General features: G+C 71.1%; 16 protein-coding genes and 1 pseudogene. 6 read left to right on the top strand and 11 right to left on the bottom strand.

What is annotated here, in order from left to right; genetic code table 11:
* Nucleotides 1-256 precede the first annotated feature (256 nt).
* Together NFU81_RS11240 and NFU81_RS11235 are read left to right on the top strand one after the other, a co-directional pair.
* Nucleotides 257-2,143 carry a putative Ig domain-containing protein gene (locus tag NFU81_RS11240; protein WP_251488272.1) on the top strand — a complete coding sequence of 629 codons (1,887 nt, stop codon included), beginning with the start codon at nt 257-259 and terminating at the stop codon, nt 2,141-2,143.
* A gap of 93 nt (nt 2,144-2,236) precedes the next feature.
* Complete coding sequence (locus NFU81_RS11235; protein ID WP_251488270.1) at nt 2,237-2,761, top strand: hypothetical protein; 525 nt, start codon at nt 2,237-2,239, stop codon at nt 2,759-2,761.
* A gap of 121 nt (nt 2,762-2,882) precedes the next feature.
* Here NFU81_RS11235 and NFU81_RS11230 read toward each other — a convergent pair whose 3' ends face one another.
* A complete protein-coding gene (locus tag NFU81_RS11230) occupies nt 2,883-3,302 on the bottom strand; it encodes a GlcG/HbpS family heme-binding protein (protein WP_251488269.1) in 420 nt (139 codons plus the stop codon).
* Nucleotides 3,303-3,343: 41 nt separating this feature from the next.
* Complete coding sequence (locus tag NFU81_RS11225; protein WP_251488267.1) at nt 3,344-4,543, bottom strand: MFS transporter; 1,200 nt, start codon at nt 4,541-4,543, stop codon at nt 3,344-3,346.
* A gap of 243 nt (nt 4,544-4,786) precedes the next feature.
* On the opposite strand from NFU81_RS11225, the gene NFU81_RS11220 reads away from it, so the two are divergent.
* Both NFU81_RS11220 and NFU81_RS11215 read left to right on the top strand, forming a co-directional pair.
* A complete protein-coding gene (locus tag NFU81_RS11220; protein WP_251488265.1) occupies nt 4,787-5,254 on the top strand; it encodes a MarR family winged helix-turn-helix transcriptional regulator in 468 nt (155 codons plus the stop codon).
* A gap of 92 nt (nt 5,255-5,346) precedes the next feature.
* Nucleotides 5,347-5,700 carry a hypothetical protein gene (locus NFU81_RS11215; RefSeq protein ID WP_251488263.1) on the top strand — a complete coding sequence of 118 codons (354 nt, stop codon included), beginning with the start codon at nt 5,347-5,349 and terminating at the stop codon, nt 5,698-5,700.
* Here NFU81_RS11215 and NFU81_RS11210 read toward each other — a convergent pair.
* The 7 genes and pseudogenes from NFU81_RS11210 to NFU81_RS11180 form a co-directional block, all read right to left on the bottom strand.
* Entirely contained in the window at nt 5,697-7,097 is a 1,401-nt protein-coding gene (locus NFU81_RS11210; protein ID WP_251488260.1) for an MFS transporter, read from the bottom strand. The genes NFU81_RS11215 and NFU81_RS11210 overlap by 4 nt on opposite strands.
* Entirely contained in the window at nt 7,094-7,654 is a 561-nt protein-coding gene (locus tag NFU81_RS11205; protein ID WP_251488257.1) for a cysteine hydrolase family protein, read from the bottom strand. The genes NFU81_RS11210 and NFU81_RS11205 overlap by 4 nt, the downstream gene beginning before the upstream one ends.
* Nucleotides 7,655-7,706: 52 nt before the next feature.
* Nucleotides 7,707-8,162 carry a MarR family winged helix-turn-helix transcriptional regulator gene (locus tag NFU81_RS11200; protein ID WP_251488254.1) on the bottom strand — a complete coding sequence of 152 codons (456 nt, stop codon included), beginning with the start codon at nt 8,160-8,162 and terminating at the stop codon, nt 7,707-7,709.
* A gap of 3 nt (nt 8,163-8,165) precedes the next feature.
* Nucleotides 8,166-8,407, bottom strand: a pseudogene (locus NFU81_RS11195) (hypothetical protein); the annotation flags it as partial.
* Between the two features lie 60 nt (nt 8,408-8,467).
* Nucleotides 8,468-10,657 (bottom strand): protein kinase domain-containing protein, encoded by a 2,190-nt coding sequence (locus NFU81_RS11190; RefSeq protein ID WP_251488251.1) that lies wholly within the window; start codon nt 10,655-10,657, stop codon nt 8,468-8,470.
* A 58-nt stretch (nt 10,658-10,715) separates the two neighbouring features.
* On the bottom strand, nt 10,716-10,934 hold the full coding sequence (locus NFU81_RS11185; protein WP_251488248.1) for a DUF397 domain-containing protein: 219 nt from the start codon (nt 10,932-10,934) through the stop codon (nt 10,716-10,718).
* Nucleotides 10,931-11,755, bottom strand: coding sequence for a helix-turn-helix domain-containing protein (locus tag NFU81_RS11180; RefSeq protein WP_251488246.1), 825 nt, complete (start codon nt 11,753-11,755; stop codon nt 10,931-10,933). Before NFU81_RS11180 ends, NFU81_RS11185 begins: the two co-directional genes overlap by 4 nt.
* A 129-nt stretch (nt 11,756-11,884) precedes the next feature.
* Between NFU81_RS11180 and NFU81_RS11175 the strand changes: the two genes are divergently transcribed.
* Nucleotides 11,885-12,307: an ATP-binding protein gene (locus NFU81_RS11175; protein WP_251488244.1), complete on the top strand. Its 423-nt coding sequence runs from the start codon at nt 11,885-11,887 to the stop codon at nt 12,305-12,307.
* Between the two features lie 11 nt (nt 12,308-12,318).
* Here NFU81_RS11175 and NFU81_RS11170 read toward each other — a convergent pair whose 3' ends face one another.
* Complete coding sequence (locus tag NFU81_RS11170; protein WP_274037248.1) at nt 12,319-13,254, bottom strand: DUF3048 domain-containing protein; 936 nt, start codon at nt 13,252-13,254, stop codon at nt 12,319-12,321.
* 181 nt (nt 13,255-13,435) lie between these two features.
* Between NFU81_RS11170 and NFU81_RS11165 the strand changes: the two genes are divergently transcribed.
* Nucleotides 13,436-14,062, top strand: a complete 627-nt coding sequence (locus tag NFU81_RS11165) for a 2'-5' RNA ligase family protein (RefSeq protein ID WP_251488240.1) — start codon at nt 13,436-13,438, stop codon at nt 14,060-14,062.
* Nucleotides 14,063-14,086: 24 nt separating this feature from the next.
* Here the strand turns inward: NFU81_RS11165 and NFU81_RS11160 are convergent, their stop codons facing one another.
* Nucleotides 14,087-16,003, bottom strand: coding sequence for an ABC transporter ATP-binding protein (locus NFU81_RS11160; protein WP_251489026.1), 1,917 nt, complete (start codon nt 16,001-16,003; stop codon nt 14,087-14,089).
* Between the last annotated feature and the right edge of the window lie 106 nt (nt 16,004-16,109).

The raw sequence follows: 16,109 nt of genomic DNA, 5'->3' as shown, positions 1-16,109 counted from the left end.
CATCGAGAGCTCCGCCAGGGGCCTTGGTGGATTGCTCGGTCATGTCCCCCGCTCGGCCGGCTCGTCCCTGCGGCCTGGCATGTCCGCATCATCTCCGCGCGACCCGAAACCGGCCCGGCCCGGAGTCGTTTGTTCACCCGGCAATTCAGCCCCGACCGTCGTCGGGGCTGTCCCGGTGCGCCCTCCTCCGTCCCTGCGTGCAGATCAGTGCTGCCCACCGGCAGCCGGAATCTGCGAAGAGAGGTTCCTCCAACCCATGGTCAAGACCTTTCACCGCGGAGCGGCACGAGCGGCCTTCACAGGCCTCGCGTCGCTCGCCCTCGTCACCGGCGCAGCATTCGCCGCCGCACCCCTGGCGGCAGCCGCGCCGACACCTGCACCCGGCCAGTCGGTCGCCAACCCCTACAGCCCCGCGCACGACCACGCCTACCGGCACGGGGTCGTGCCGACCCTCCAGCAGAACGCCAAGATGAAGTCGTGGGCCGCCGCTCAGGCGTCGCCTGCGGCGACCGGGCCGGAGACGCTGTCCTACGGCGGCGGCATCGACGGCATCGGAGTCCAGAGCGGCCACTCGAAGGTCTACCTGGTCTTCTACGGCACCCAGTGGGGCACGCAGAGCACCAACAGCAGCGGCGACCTGACGTTCTCCGGCGACGCGAAGGGCGCCGCCCCGGTGGCCCAGGAGATGTTCAAGGGCATCGGAACCGGCAGCGAGCTGTGGTCGGCCGACCTCACGCAGTGGTGTGACGGCCCGAACGTCTCGGCCGGTGCGACCAGTTGCCCCTCGAACGCCAGCTTCGTGCCGTACCAGAGCGGTGGCGTGCTCAGCGGCGTCTGGTACGACAACGCCGCCGCCTCGCCCAGCGCGGCCACCGGCCACCAGTTGGGCGTGGAGGCCGTGAAGGCGGCCAGCCACTTCGGCAACACCACCGCCGCGGCCAACCGGGACGCCTACTACGTGATCCTCTCCCCGCACGGCACCAACCCCGACAGCTACCAGGGCCAGTACTGCGCCTGGCACGACTACAACGGTGACACCACGCTGACCGGCGGCGCCGTGTCATCGACCGTCGGCGATGTCGCCTTCAGCAACCAGCCCTACAACATGGACTCCGGCGCGGGCTGCGGCGTCGGCTTCGTCAACTCCCCCGGAGCTCTCGACGGGTGGACGATGACGCTCGGCCACGAGTGGCACGAGATGATGTCGGACCAGAACCCGGCCGGCGGCTGGACCAACCACACCGGCAGCTCCTACGACGGCCAGGAGAACTCCGACGAGTGCGCCTGGCTCAACCCCGGCACGACCGGCGGCGCAGCCAACATCACGATGGGTACCGGCACCTTCGCCGAGCAGGCCAGCTGGTCCAACGACACCAACTCCTGCGCCATCTCGCACCCGATCGTCGGCGGCGGCAACACCGTCACCGTGACCAGCCCCGGCAACCAGAGCTCGACCGTCGGCACCGCGGTCTCGCTCCAGATCTCGGCCAGCGACTCGGCCTCGGGACAGACCCTGACCTACAGCGCGACCGGCCTTCCCGCCGGGCTGGGCATCTCCTCCAGCGGCCTGATCACCGGCACACCCACCACGAGCGGCACCTCCACCTCCACCGTCACCGCCAAGGACACCACAGGCGCCTCCGGCAGCACCTCCTTCACCTGGACCGTCAGCACCACCGGCGGCGGCTGCGCCAGCCCCGGCCAGAAGATCGGCAACCCCGGCTTCGAGACCGGCACGGCCGCCCCCTGGACCGCCAGCTCCGGCGTGATCGACAACAGCTCCGGTGAGGCCGCACACACCGGCAGCTGGAAAGCGTGGATGAACGGCTACGGCACCACCCACACCGACACCGTCTCCCAGTCCGTCACCATCCCGGCCGGATGCGCGGCGACCTTCTCCTTCTACCTGCACATCGACACGGCCGAGTCCGGCAGCACGGCCTACGACAAGCTGACCGTCCAGGTCGGCAGCACGACACTGGCCACCTACTCCAACGCGAACGCAGCCACCGGCTACACCCTGAAGTCCTTCTCCCTGTCCAGCTACGCCGGGCAGACGGTGACGCTGAAGTTCACAGGCACCGAGGACTCCACGCTCCAGACCAGCTTCGTGATCGACGACACGGCACTGAACGCCTCCTGACAGCACAGCGGTCCGCGGTGGTGGGGCTTGAGGCCCGCCCCACCACCGCGGTACCCGGGACCACGAAGACGTCACAGCTCAGGAGGCAGGCCGATGTCCAGCCGAACGACCCGCAAGGTGGCCGTGCCCGCCGGGCGCAGGCTGCCCGCCTCACTGCCGGCTCTGGTCCTCGCCGCCGTACTGGGAGCGACCGGCGCCTGCTCCTCCGCGTCGGGCCCGCCTCCGCGGTCCACCGCCGGCTCGCCGCCATCGCACACCACGACACCCGCCGCCACGGCGTCCCCCGCGACGCTCACCCTCGACGAGCACGCCCTGCGGACCAGCGTGCACGTGACCAACGGCACGGCCGTCGTCGTCCTCCTGCACAGCACCTACTGGTCGACGCCCACGAGTTCCGACCCCGACGTGCTCGTGCCCGGCGGCGGCGGAAGCTCTCCCACAGGCTCGTGCCCGCCCGGCGGCGGCTGCGGCGTGAGCTCGGCCCGCTTCGCCGCAGCACACCCCGGCACCGCCCGCATCACCGCCCACCGCTCCTCCTGCGGCGAGGCGATGCGCTGCCCGCCGGGGCAGAGCGCCTACGAGGTCACGGTGACAGTGAGCGGCGGGCCGTCCGGGTGACGGCGTTGCCCGGCTGCGGAATGCCTCACTGCCGGCCGGCCGGGCAGGGATCCCCCGTTCCCGGACGCCGGCCGCGGTCGGCGAGGACCTCCTGCGCGCTACGGGCCGTCAGCCGAGGCCGTCAGCCGAGTTCCGTGAGCGCGGCGGTGGCGAAGGAGTGGTCCTGCGCGGGGGCGCCGCCGCCGACGCCCAGCGCTCCGACCAGGCGCCCGTCACGGCGGACGGGGACACCCCCGGCGATGAACAGCAGCGGCCGGTCGAGCGCGGTGGGCAGGGTGTGGAAGGCCGCGCCGGGCTGGACGGCCTCGACGAGATCGGCCGTCGGCGCGTCGAGCTGGAGGGCGGTGTAGGCCTTTCGGGTGCTGGTCTCACCGGAGATCAGGACGGCGCGGTCGTCGCGGCGGAAGGCCAGCAGGTGGCCGCCGGCGTCGAGGACGGTGATGCTGACCGGGACGTCGGCGGCCTCGGCGGCGCGGTGGGCGGCAGCGAGCAGGAACTCGGCGTCGGCGGTGGTGAGGGGGGCAACGGCGGTGCTGGTCATGGTGTTTCTCCTGGGGTGAACTGTGAACGGTGGCAGTCGGGTCAGTGGTGGACGGGTGTGCGGGCGGCCGCGTCCGGCGTGACGGACCCGCGCCCGCGGTCGCGGCGCTCCAGCGCGGCGGACCAGAAGGCCAGCAGCAGGGCGGCGGTCGCCAGGAGGGCGCCGACCCAGTTGGGAGCGGTGTAGCCGAGGCCGGCGGAGATGACGAGGCCGCCGAGCCAGGCGGCGAGCGCGTTCCCCAGGTTGAAGGCCCCGATGTTGACCGCGGAGGCCAGGGTGGGCGCGCCGTGGGCATGGTCCAGGACGCGCTTCTGCAGCGGCGGCACGGTCGCGAATCCGAGGCCGCCGACCAGGACGACGGTGACCGCGGCGAGGATCTCGTTGTGCGCGGTCACGGTGAACAGGGCCAGCACCGCGGCGAGGCCGGCCAGGGTGGCGTAGAGCATGGGCATCAGCGCGCGGTCGGCGTAGCGCCCGCCGAGCAGGTTGCCGAGGAACATGCCGATGCCGAAGAGGACCAGCAGCCAGGTGACAGCCCCGTCGGAGTAGCCGGCCACGTGCGTCATCATCGGCGCGATGTAGGTGATCGCGGCGAAGACGCCGCCGAAGCCGAGCACCGTCATCGCCATGGCCAGCAGCACCTGCGGGTTGCGGAAGGCGGTCAACTCCCGTCGCAGATGCGCGCCTTCGGGCCGCGGCAGGTCGGGTACGAGCTTCGCGACGCCCAGCAGTCCGACGACACCGAGCGCGGCGACGACGGCGAAGGTGACGCGCCAGCCGACCGCCTGGCCGACCAGGGTGCCCAGCGGTACGCCGACGATGTTGGCGACGGTGAGCCCGGTGAACATGGTGGCGATGGCCCCCGCCTTCTTCTGCGGGGCGACCAGGTCGGCGGCGACGACGGAACCGATGCCGAAGAAGGCGCCGTGGGCCAGCGAGGCCACGATGCGCCCGGCGAGCATCACCCCGAAGGTCGGCGCGGTCGCGGATATCAGGTTGCCGGCCACGAAAAGGCCCATGAGCAGCATGAGGATGCGCTTGCGGCTCATCTTTGTGCCGAGCGCGGTCATCAGCGGTGCACCCACGACCACGCCCAGGGCGTAGCCGGTGACCAGCAGGCCCGCGGAGGGGATGGAGACCCCGTAGTCGGCCGCGATCTCGGGCAGCAGGCCCACGATCACGAACTCCGTGGTCCCGATGCCGAAGGCCCCGATGGCCAGGGCGAGAAGCGCGAGAGGCATGGGCTCGACCCTCCAAGGTTGCTTGAGTGAGCTTCTAGTGAGCTTTCACAATAGTTGCAGACGCGCTATATGTGCAACCGCAGCTAATTTTCACGCTGCGGGGTCGGACGGGCGCGTCGCGTCATATCCGTCCCGACGTGGACGACCGACGAGTTGCTTGCGTCTGCCCTCTACGCGCGCTGGCCGGTATTCCTGTCGACGTCGTACCCTTTCCTCAGGCCGCGAGCCGGAAGGAGGCCCCTCATGACCGCTGTGGACCCGGCGCTCACCGCCCTCGCCAACGGGTGGGCGGCCCTTTCCCTCCTGCACGGCAGGATCGAGGCGCACATCGAGCGGGCACTGCAGTCCGGGCACGACCTGAGCGTGCGGGAGTACTCGCTGCTGGACGTGCTCAGCCGCCAGCACGACGGCGAGGGCGGGCATCTGCAGATGAAGCAGGTCGCCGACGCGGTCGTCCTCAGCCAGAGCGCCACCACCCGCCTGGTCACCCGCCTGGAGGACCGCGGGCTGCTGTCCCGCTACCTGTGCCCGACCGACCGGCGCGGCATCTACACCGACGTCAGTGAGGCGGGGCTGAACCTCCTGGAGGAGGCCCGGCCCACCAACGACACCGCGCTGCGGGAAGCCCTCGACGAGGCAAGCAGGAACCCCGAGCTGGCGTCCCTGGTGAAGGCCGTCGAGCTGGTGGACGCCCCCGCCCCGACCCGCTGACCCGCCCTCCCGCGGCAACCCCCACCGCGCCGCCCGCGTCCTGAAGGGCAGGCGCTCTCCCATCCGGGGGGCCGACCGAAGGGAACGCCGCCATGAGCAGCGTCCGGATCCAGAGCCTCGACGGCGGCACCCTGATCCCCGCCGAGCGCGTCACCGCCCTCGACGTGGTCGGCGGCACCCTGGTGGCCCAGGTCCCCTCCATGGGCGGCCCGTTCGTCCTGGCCGAGGGCACCCCGCACGAACTGTCCGACGCCGCCCACGCGTTGATGCCGGGCATCACCGCCCTCGGCGAGGGCGACCACGTCGTGCGGGCCACCCGCTCGTCCACCGGCATCGGGTGGGACGCGACCACCCACGACGAGACCGGCGAGGAGTCCGGCGGCGCGGGCTGGGCGGCGGCCTCGCAGGCCCAGCCCGACCTCAAGTCCCGCTACGACAGGCGCTAGCGGTCCGCGCGGGCCGGGATGTGCTTGTCCAGGACCGTCAGCAGGAGCAGAAGCGCGCCGATCGCGGCGATCACGTACGACACCGCGTGGAAGCCCGCGTCGGTGGCCGCGTGGCCGAAAGCGATGGCGATCAGGCTGGAGGAGAAGATCGCGCCGAAGTAGGCGAAGGTGCGGTAGAGGCCGGAGGCCACGGCGATCTCGGCGGCGGGGGAGTGGACGTAGAGCGTGGCCTGGTTGGCGTAGCCGCTGAAGCCGTTGGCGAAGCCGAAGAGCACCGACATGCCGAGCAGGACCAGCACCGGTGAGGTGTGGGTGATCAGCAGCATCACCGCGCCGGTCAGGACCAGCGAGACGCCGGTCAGGATCAGCGGCCAGCGCACCCAGCCGCGCCCCGACACCAGCCGCGCGACCACGACGCTCACGCCCGACAGCGGCAGCAGGATCAGGCCGACCTGCGAGGCGCTGTAGTGCGCGCTCTCCTCCATCCACTGGCTGGTGCCGTACAGCGCGGTGTACGTGCCCAGCGAGACGAGCGCCTGCCGGACGTACGTCCGCAGCAGCCGCTGGTTGCGCCCGAGCATCCGCACGTCGACCAGCGGGCTCGGCGTCCGCCGCTCCCACACCACCAGGGCCGCCCCGAGGACGAAGGTCACCGGCACCAGCCACCACGTGGGGGAGGTCAGGTCGGACAGGAAGAGCAGCAGGCTGACGATCGTGCCCGCGAACAGCGCGATGCCGGGCACGTCGACCGTCGTGAACAGCGAGCCGCGCGAGCCCTTCGCAGCCGGCCGGTCCGGCGCCACGCCGATCAGCGTGAAGACCAGGGTGACCAGCGCGAGCGGCACGTTGACCAGGAAGATCGCCCGCCACCCCCACGCCCCGGCGAGCAGCCCGCCGAGCGGCAGTCCGACGACGATCGTGACCTGCGAGGCGATCGAGAAGTTGCCCAGCACCCGGCTGGGCACACCGGTGCCCACCTCGTCGGCCCGCTTCCTGACCAGCGCCATCGCCGTCGGATACGCGGCCGACGTGCCGATGCCGATCAGCGCGCGCGACACCAGCAGGAAGCCGAACGCCGGGGCCGCGGCCCCGATGACACCCGCGACCAGCAGTATCGCCACGCCGGACAGGAACACCCGGCGGGCGCCGAAGACGGCGGCCAGCTTGCCCATCGTGGGCTGCGCCACCGCGCTGCACAGATACAGCACGGAGATCAGCGAGGCCGTGGTCCCGGGACCCTTGTGGAAGTCGAGCCCGATCCCGACCAGGCCGGTCGCGATCATCGAGCTGTTGATCGGGTTGAGCGTCGAGCCGAGCAGCAGCGGGCTCACGAAGCGCGGCCCGAAGGGCTTCCCGCCGGCGGGGGCGGGCGTCTGCTCCGTGGTGGTCGCGCTCACGACCGGGCGGCGAGGGCGTCCAGGACGTCCCGGGTCGTACCGGTCTCCGCGATCCGCGGGAAGAGCCGCACGACGCTGTGCTCGTGCTGCCCCATGTCCCGGTCGGTCATCGCGTCGACAGGCAGCGTGACGTGGAAGCCCTGCTCGTGCGCGTCTCTGGCGGTCGACTCGACGCCGCCGCCGGTGGCGATCCCGGTGACGACCACCTGCGTCACCCCGAGGCCGCGCAGCCGCTCGGCGAGCCCGGTCCCGGTGAACGCGCTGCGGGCGTACTTGGTGACGAGCAGGTCGCCGGCCTGCTGCTCCAGCTCGGGGATCAGCTCGGTCCACCCCTCGGGGAAGTCGAGCGTCCGCACCCCGCCGTCGGTCCGCCCGCCCGGCGCCCCCGCGACGTTCACGAGCACGACCGGCAGCCCGCGCTCGCGGAACGCCCGCAGCAGGTCCGTCGTCCGGGCGACGACGTCCTCCGCTGGGTGCGCGAGGGGCAGGCCGATGACGCCCTTCTGGAGGTCGATGACGATCAGGGCGGAGGTCGGGTCAAGGGTGGTGACGGGCATGGTGAACCCTTCGGTGGATCGGAAAGCGTGTGAATGAGGCGGCCAGGCCCGGTCAGGGCGACTGCGCCAGCCGCCGCAGCAGGTCTGCGGTCGAGGCGAGCTGCTCGATCTCGGCGGGGGAGAGCATCGTGTCCAGCGCCCGCGTCAGCCAGTCCTCCTTGGCGAGCCGCCCGGTCCTGAACTCCTCGCGAGCGGCCTCGGTGATGCTCAGCAGCGTCTTGCGCCCGTCCTTGGGATCGGGCGCCCCGCTGACCAGCCCGGCCGCGTCCAGCGCCTGCACGATCTTCGCCATCGACTGCGGCCGTACGCCTTCGGCGCGAGCCAACGCGGTCGCGGTCGCGGCCCCGTCCCGCTCCAGCCGCAGCAACACGGACGACTGCGACCGCGTGAGGTCCATCCCGTCCGCCTGCTCCCGCAACCGCCGCACCAGCTGCGCCAGCGCGACCCGCAGCTCACCGGCGAGCGCCGCGGTGTCCGCGTGCGGGGGTGCGGCCTGCTGTCCGTTCATGCTTCAACGGTAACGCTTATGCAGCCAACTGTACAGCTGGCTGTCTATTTCCAGCTGTCCCGCCGCGGTGCGGATGTCCCGCTGCCTTACTTCCTTGAGGGGGGCGGCCACCGTGGCGACGTCGTTGTCCACGTGCAGGACGATGAGGTCGTGATGGACGGCGGTGGCGCACAGAAGCAGGTCGAGCGGCCCCGCGGACCTGTGCTGCCCGCGCTGGTGAGCCGGTACTCCGCGGTGTCCGTCTCCATGGTGGCTATGTCTGCGATCGGCCTACGCGACCAACATGGGCCGCAAGGCGGGCGCTGTCACGCGAACTTCGCGAGGTCCACGGCGTAGAGGCGGGGGCCGCCGCGGTCCGCGTCGGGATGGTTGGAGTCGTAGGGGAGGTCGAAGCAGCGCGCGTACACCGTGTCGCCGTACGCCTGGGCGTAGTCCAGCTCCTTGTCAGGCAGCCGGCGGACCGGGCCGAGTGCGCCGGTCTTCGGGTCGACCCGGGCCATCCCGGTGCCTGCGCCGACCCCGAGCAGCACCGGCTGATCGGGATCCAATGTCGAAAAAAGCCACGAACCCGATTGGCGCCACACCTCCGCGCCGCTGAGCAGGTTGATGCCGACCGTGGCGGCAGTCGTTCCGCCGCCGATGAGTTTGTTCATGAGCACGGTGTCCTGCACGACGGAGGGGATGCGCGCATCCACCACGGTCCACAGAGCTGAGCCGTCGACGGCCGACCAGGCGCTTACCGAGGTGTCCAGGTCGCTGATCAGCACCTCGTGCTCGGGGACGACCTTGGACACCCTGATGTTCTTGTAGGTCTGGATCACCGTGCCGCTGGTGGCACTGACCACGGTCGTTCCGTCAACGGCGAAGAAGAGCCGGTCGCCCACCGCGCCGATGAAGGACGCGATGGTGTCCGGGGCGGTCCAGGGCCGGGGCCAGTGCGGCAATCCGGTGAAGGTGCTGATCATGACGAAGCTCGTGTCACTGGACTCGACGCGGGCCAGCAGCAGTCCGCCCACCTGCCACAGGTCGTCGACGTTCGCCACGCTGTTGTCCAGCTGGTAGTGCCAGCGTTCATGTCCGGTGGCGTGGTCCACCGCGTACACATGCGAGCCGATGCCCACATAGACGGCCTCCGGGGCCACGACCAGTGACACCCCGGCTGTCGTGTCGTGGGCGCCGAGCGGGGCGAACTCCCAGCGGCGTTTTCCCGTGGCGGGGTCGAGGCAGTGCAGCGCCACATCGTCCACCGTGACGTACACCGCGCTCGAGGACTTCGAATACTCGTCGCCGGTGTTGTCGGGCCCGCGCCAGCGCTCGCCGCCGGTCTTCGTGTCGTACGCCACGAAATGGTCGTCGCCGTCCCGGGTGAGCACGACGGGACCCGCGGCGGCGAAGGGTTCCATGGGCGTGGTCTTTTTCCAGCGGTACTCCAGGGTGCCCGTGCCGGAGGTGCCGTCCGTGCCGCCCTTGCTGTTCCCGCCCGGGTCGCCCCCGCCGTCGAGGACCTGCGGTACGAACACCGCCGCCGTCGACGAGACCGCGACCACCCCGAACACGCCGAACAGGACGGTACGCCGCCGCACCGGTCGCCGGTCGGGCTCGGGGGCCGTCAGGGTTGCCGGGGGCACCGGGGGCGGTGTCGGACGGCCCGCCGTCTCCCGCTCGCCCAGCTCACGGGCGATGGCGCCGAGCCGGGCGGCGGTGACGGCGGCCGAGGCGGGTCGGTCACGCGGGTCCTTGGCCAGCAGCTCAACCACGAGGTCGTCCAGTGCGGCAGGCAGCCCCGGCCGCCGCACCGAAGGCCGCTCGGGCACCTCCATGGCGTGGGCCACGATCTGGCTCAGCGCCTCGCGACCCCCGAACGGCGGTTCCCCCGTGAGTAGTTGGTAGAGAAGGCAGCCGAGCGCGTACAGGTCTGAGGCCGGTCCGACCTCCTCGCCGCGGGCCTGCTCGGGCGACATCCAGGGTGCGCTGCCGATGACGCCCCCGGTTCGGCTGAGCCGATCGAGGCCGAGGTCGGGGTGGAACCAGGCGATGCCGAAGTCGAGTACGCGGACGGTGCCGTCCGGGCCGAGCACCGCGTTCGCCGGTTTGATGTCGCGGTGCACCACGCCTAACGAGTGCGCAGCCTCCAGAGCCGCGCACACCTGGCCCGCCCAGTCGGCCGCCCGCGCGGGCGAGGGCACACCGTCGACGGACAGCACCCGGTCGAGGGGCTGCCCCGCCGCGAGGGCCATCACGATGAAGAGGGTGTCGCCGTCCCGGCCGAAGTCGTGCACGGTGACCACATGCGGGTTGTCGGTGAGCCCAGCGGCCGCCCTGGCCTCGCGTTCCAGCCGTGCGGCCGCCTCATCGGTGACGCCGGGTCCCGCAACGGTCTTCACCGCCACCTCGCGATGCAGCACCAGGTCCTCCGCACGCCACACCACGCCCATGCCGCCCGCCCCGAGGCGTTCTACCAGCCGGTAGCGCCCGGACAGCACGCGTTCCGCCACGGTTCCTCCCCCTGTACGGCACCTATGCCTGGCCCAAGAGTATGGGCCGGGACCGCTCTCAGGCGGTGAGGGAGCCCGACTTCACGGCGGTGAGGAAGGAGGTCCAGGCGGTGGGGGAGAAGGACAGGGACGGGCCGTGGGGGTCCTTGCTGTCGCGGACCGGGACCTCGCCCGTTGCCGGGATGTGGGAGGGCGCCCACTCGACGCAGTCGCCGCCGTTTCCCTGGCTGTAGGAGGACTTGAGCCAGTGGCCTGCGGGGATGCTGCGGTGCGTCATGCGTAGTGGCCCTTCAGGACGGAGTCGATCAACTCGGCCGTCGCATTGGGCGGTTCAGCGTTGGCCGTGAGCAGATCATAGGCGTCCTGAGCCGCTGCGACGTCGTCTGGATCGGCGAGGTTGTAGCCCCGTGGGAATCCGTCGACGTGCACGATGTCGGCGCCCTCGTTGAACGACACCAGGTTCCACGGGCTCGCGGCTCCGTAGATGTCGCTATTCCCACGCAGGATCTGTACCCGGTGGTGCGGAGTCTCGGCCAACTTCCGTAGATGGATCAGCTGTTCGCGCATCACCTCCGGGTCGCCGACCGTGTTCGTCAGAACGTTCTCTCGCATCACGATCCAGAGCCGGACCGGGTCGTGCTCGCGGGTCAGGACGTGCTGACGCTCCATGCGGGCCGTCACCAGATCCTCCAGGTTCGCGGGTCGACCACTGCGCAGGAGTGCCCTCGCGTACTCGGGAGTCTGGGCGAGGCCCGGGATGAGGATCGGCTGGGAGGTCCGCACCACCGTCGCCTTCCACTCAAGCTCCGCGTAAGGCCGGAACCAGGGCGGGAAGGCGTACCGCAGCGCCAGTGGCCAGAACCGTTCGAAACGGCCGTTGGCGTACGGGAAAGTGGCGTCGCAGGCGCGTGCGAAGTCCAGCGTAGGAACACGGTCGCCGGTCTCGATCTTCGCGACCAGCGAGTAGCTGCAGCAGGCGATCTTGCCCAACTCGGCGCGCGTCATGCCGAGTCGCTCGCGTTCGAGTCTGACCTCGGAACCGAAATAGCGCAGGGGAGAGGCGGTGGGGTCGGTGCTGATCTCGGTGTCGACGCTCATGGGCGTGCCCTCCCGGGGCCGATGGACGGGGGGTGCCGTCCAGGCTGACGCTCTATCACTTTCTGTGGCTGGTCGACAGCCTAGGAGTAGCCAGGGAGGCATGGGACAAGAACGGCGAAAGGTCCATTGATGGGAACCGACATCGGCACGGCGGGCGACGCACAGGTCGTCCGCCGCTGGCCCAACTCCGCGCGGTCGGTGCCGCGCGCCAGGCGCGAGCTGCTGGACACGCTGGCGGAGTGGAAACTCACCGACCTTGAGGACACCGCCGTCCTCGTCCTGTCGGAGCTGGTCACCAATGCCGTGACGCACGCGGGCAGTCCGCGGGGCCGGGAGATCGAGACGCGCTTCTGCCGGCTCTCCGACGGCCGGTTGCGGATCGAGGTGCACGACGCGGGAGACCACCGGCCGGTGCTGCGGCGGGCGGCCGACACGGACGAGGGCGGCCGCGGCCTGCTGCTGGTCGACGCGGTCACCGCCCACCAGTGGGGCGTGAGCAGCCGCGGCGGGGTGGGGAAGCTGGTGTGGGCGGTGTGCGCGCCGCCGTCGTAGCGGTAGCGCGGTCAGGGCTCCAGGACGATCCAGGTGTGCCCGGGCTGCAGCGGCAGCGTACGGCCGTCGACGGTGTACGCCGTGCCGTCCGTCTCCGACGGCCGGTCCCATGTGGCCGCGTACGAGCGGCCGTTGCGCAGGATCTGCGCCGAACCGTGGCCGACGGTCTGGGAGAAGGGGACGAAGCCGGTGCGGCTGTGGAAGTCGGACTGCTTGACCGCGACGTGCTGGATGATGACGTTGTCGGCCTTCCAGGGGGACTGCTTCCCGTCCATGGAGACGCGGTAGTCGGAGCCGTTCCAGGCGAAGGAGAAGCGGGCGGCGGGCATCTTCGCCGAGGCGGTGTTCACCGCGGTGCCGCCGGCCGGGACGGCGGTGGCGAAGCGCAGGCCGATGTCCTTGGCGGTGCCGCCCTTCTCCGCGGCGGCCTCCGGGTGCAGGTACTCGTTGTGCGGGGCGGGCCGGTCGTGGTTGCGGAAGAAGTCCTTCGTGCCGGTCACCGCCACCAGGGTGTCGCTCTTCTTCAGCACCGGCAGCAGCTCGCTCTGGGCGCCGGAGAAGGCGAGCGCGGGCTTGTCGTACTCGGCGAGCAGCTGGATGTCGGTCTGCCGGGCGCTGCGGACCGGGCCGACGGCCGAGGGCAGGTGCTCGCTGTCGTAGACGGCCATCAGCCGGGACAGGCCGCCCTCGACCTCGATGGCGTAGACGATGTCCGCATCGTTCAGCCCGGTCTGCGGCCGGGCGGCGGGCACGTTGTCGATCTTCACGGCCAGCACATGGCCCGCGGCCCCCGGCTCCCCGGTCAGGAACGACCGCGCGGCCCCGCTCGTCGTCCCCGTGGGCTCCGGCCCCCCGCCGCCACCCCCACCCGTACACCCCGCAACGAGCGCGAGCGCAACCCCGGCCGCCCCCACGGCCCCGGCCCCCCACACTCGCCCTCTACGCATAACCGCTCCCGCCGTCCAGCCACCTTCCCCCCATAGTGCGCCCGACCGCCGCGCCGGGCCTCCCGAGCGCCGCCTCCGGCCACACTCCACGACATCGCCTACCACGAGATCCGGACCACCCACCGCTGAACTTCGGCCAGTCCCGCCGACAGCCCCTCGTGACGCAGACAGGAGTTCGCCCATGACCAGGTGGCTTGGCGTAGCACTGCTACCGCGCTCGGACCACCAGCGGTCCGCCATCCGGGTGCAGCGGGAGGTGGCCGGTGACGACGGACTGCAGCCCATGCTGACCAGCAGAGGAAACCTGCCGCACGCCACCGTTTATCAGGGGCCGTTCCTCGATTCCGTGGTGCCGGGTCGCGAACTGGACCGGATCAGGACCGCGTTGACCCTCCCTCGGGAGATCCGCCTGACGTTCACCGGCATCGTCCACCAGCCCGTGGGTTGGGTGTTCCTGTCGCTGGAGCGTCCTCCCCTGCTGGAGAAACTGCAGGAGGTCGTCCTTGCTGCGCTGGCACCCCACCTGGACCGCAGGGCGTTCGGCGAGTCGGAGGACACATCCGGGTACGCCGACGGCGAGCGCGCCAGTCATGCCCGGTACGGCTACCGGTACACCGGAGAGGCGTATGCGCCGCACATCACCCTGGGTCGTACCGGGGAGGACGCCGCGCGATCACTCGTCAGAGCTGCGGACGCGCGGGCGTCCGTACCCGGCAGTTGGGTCTTCGACCGGCTGAGCTTCTACGTGATGGGCGAGCACGGCGCGCATGCGCAGACCCTGGCAGAGGAGGCTCTGCGCCGAGCATGACGGACCCGCCGGTGCGCGGAGCGGTCAGTCCACCTCCGCCACCGCCTGGGCGAACTGGGCCGCGTACAGGCGGGCGTAGGCGCCGTCCGCGGCCAGGAGTTCGTCGTGGGTGCCCTGTTCGACGATCGCGCCGGACTCCATCACCAGGATCACGTCGGCGTCGCGGATCGTGGACAGGCGGTGGGCGATCACGAAGCTCGTCCGGCCGTGGCTGAGCTGGGCCATCGCGCGCTGGATGAGGACCTCGGTGCGGGTGTCGACCGAGCTGGTCGCCTCGTCCAGGACGAGGATCACCGGGTCGGACAGGAAGGCCCGCGCGATGGTGATCAGCTGCTTCTCGCCCGCGCTGACGCCCGCGCCGTCGTCGTCGATGACGGTGTCGTAGCCGTCGGGGAGGGTGCGGATGAAGCGGTCGGCGTGCGCCGCCCTGGCCGCCGCCTCGATGTCCTCGCGGGTGGCGTCCTCGGTGCCGTAGCCGATGTTCTCGGCGATCGTGCCGCCGAAGAGCCAGGTGTCCTGGAGCACCATGCCGATCGAGGAGCGCAGCTCCTCCCGGGACATCGCCGAGACGTCCGTGCCGTCCAGGGTGATCCGGCCGCCGGAGACCTCGTAGAAGCGCATCAGCAGGTTGACCAGGGTGGTCTTCCCCGCGCCCGTCGGGCCGACGATGGCGACCGTGTGCCCGGGCTGCACCGCCAGCGACAGGCTGTCGATCAGCGGCTTGTCGGGGTCGTAGCGGAAGGACACGTCCTCCAGCGCGACCCGCCCGGTCAGCTCGGCCGGCCTGGCCGGGGCCTTCGGGTCCTGCGACTGCTCCTCGGCGTCGAGCAGCTCGAAGACCCGCTCGGCCGAGGCGACACCGGACTGGATCAGGTTCGCCATGCTCGCGACCTGCGTCAGCGGCTGGCTGAACTGCCGCGAGTACTGCACGAAGGCCTGCACGTCACCGATGGACAGCGCGCCGGACGCGACCCGCAGACCGCCGACGACGGCGATCAGGACGTACTGCAGGTTGCCGATGAACATCATCATCGGCTGGATCGTGCCGGAGATGAACTGCGCCTTGAAGCCGGTGTCGTAGAGCTCCTCGTTCTCCTGCCGGAAGGTTTCCGCCGACTCCTCGGCGCGGCCGAAGACCTTCACCAGGGAGTGGCCGGTGTACATCTCCTCGATGTGCGCGTTCAGCGTGCCGGTGGTCTTCCACTGCTGCACGAACAGCGGCTGGGCACGCTTGCCGACCCGGGTGGCCACCAGCAGCGTCACCGGCACGGTGACCAGCGCGACCAGCGCCAGCAGCCAGGAGATCCAGAACATCATCGCCAGCACACCGACGATGGTCAGCAGCGAGTTGATCAGCTGGCCCATGGTCTGCTGCATGGTCTGGCCGATGTTGTCGATGTCGTTGGTCGCGCGGCTGAGCACCTCGCCGCGCGGCTGCTGGTCGAAGTACGACAGCGGCAGCCGGGACAGCTTCGCCTCGATGTCGCGGCGCAGCCGGAACACCGTGCGGTTGATGACCGTGGTCGCGATCCGCATCTGGACCAGGCTGAACAGCGACGCCGCCAGGTACACGCCGAGCGCGATCAGCAGCACGCCGCCGATCGCACCGAAGTCCATGCCCCTGCCCGGGGTGAAGTCGATGCCCGACAGCATGTCGGCGACCCCGCCCTTGCCGTGCTCGCGCAGCGAGTCGAGCGCCTGGTCCTTGGTGGTGCCGGCCAGCTGGCGGCCGATGACGCCGGCGAAGATCAGGTCGGTGGCGTGGCCCAGGATGCGCGGGCCGGTGACGGCGAGCGCGACGCTCACCGTGCCGAAGGCGAAGACGACCCACAGGAGCAGGCGGTCGGGGCGCATCAGGCCGAGCAGGCGCTTGAGCGAGCCCTTGAAGTCCATCGAGCGCTCGATCGGGCCGCCGCTCATGAAGCGGGCGGGGCCGCCCATGGGGGACGGGCCGCGCCGCGGTACGGCCATCGGCTTGCCGCCAGGGCCGCCAGGGCCGCCAGGGCCGCCGGAGCCGTCGGGACCGCCAGAGCCGCCGGAGCCGTCG

This window comes from Actinacidiphila cocklensis (assembly GCF_907177275.1).
Classification (GTDB): domain Bacteria; phylum Actinomycetota; class Actinomycetes; order Streptomycetales; family Streptomycetaceae; genus Actinacidiphila; species Actinacidiphila cocklensis.
The sequence above is the reverse complement of the archived record's forward strand: the minus strand, read 5'-3'. Positions and strand labels throughout refer to the sequence as shown.

Coding starts and splice junctions, on each gene's coding strand:
- NFU81_RS11240 (WP_251488272.1), top strand. CDS start 257: ATGGTCAAGACCTTTCACCGCGGAGCGGCACGAGCGGCCTTCACAGGC.
- NFU81_RS11235 (WP_251488270.1), top strand. CDS start 2,237: ATGTCCAGCCGAACGACCCGCAAGGTGGCCGTGCCCGCCGGGCGCAGG.
- NFU81_RS11230 (WP_251488269.1), bottom strand. CDS start 3,302: ATGACCAGCACCGCCGTTGCCCCCCTCACCACCGCCGACGCCGAGTTC.
- NFU81_RS11225 (WP_251488267.1), bottom strand. CDS start 4,543: ATGCCTCTCGCGCTTCTCGCCCTGGCCATCGGGGCCTTCGGCATCGGG.
- NFU81_RS11220 (WP_251488265.1), top strand. CDS start 4,787: ATGACCGCTGTGGACCCGGCGCTCACCGCCCTCGCCAACGGGTGGGCG.
- NFU81_RS11215 (WP_251488263.1), top strand. CDS start 5,347: ATGAGCAGCGTCCGGATCCAGAGCCTCGACGGCGGCACCCTGATCCCC.
- NFU81_RS11205 (WP_251488257.1), bottom strand. CDS start 7,654: ATGCCCGTCACCACCCTTGACCCGACCTCCGCCCTGATCGTCATCGAC.
- NFU81_RS11200 (WP_251488254.1), bottom strand. CDS start 8,162: ATGAACGGACAGCAGGCCGCACCCCCGCACGCGGACACCGCGGCGCTC.
- NFU81_RS11185 (WP_251488248.1), bottom strand. CDS start 10,934: ATGACGCACCGCAGCATCCCCGCAGGCCACTGGCTCAAGTCCTCCTAC.
- NFU81_RS11180 (WP_251488246.1), bottom strand. CDS start 11,755: ATGAGCGTCGACACCGAGATCAGCACCGACCCCACCGCCTCTCCCCTG.
- NFU81_RS11175 (WP_251488244.1), top strand. CDS start 11,885: ATGGGAACCGACATCGGCACGGCGGGCGACGCACAGGTCGTCCGCCGC.
- NFU81_RS11170 (WP_274037248.1), bottom strand. CDS start 13,254: ATGCGTAGAGGGCGAGTGTGGGGGGCCGGGGCCGTGGGGGCGGCCGGG.
- NFU81_RS11165 (WP_251488240.1), top strand. CDS start 13,436: ATGACCAGGTGGCTTGGCGTAGCACTGCTACCGCGCTCGGACCACCAG.
- NFU81_RS11160 (WP_251489026.1), bottom strand. CDS start 16,003: ATGGGCGGCCCCGCCCGCTTCATGAGCGGCGGCCCGATCGAGCGCTCG.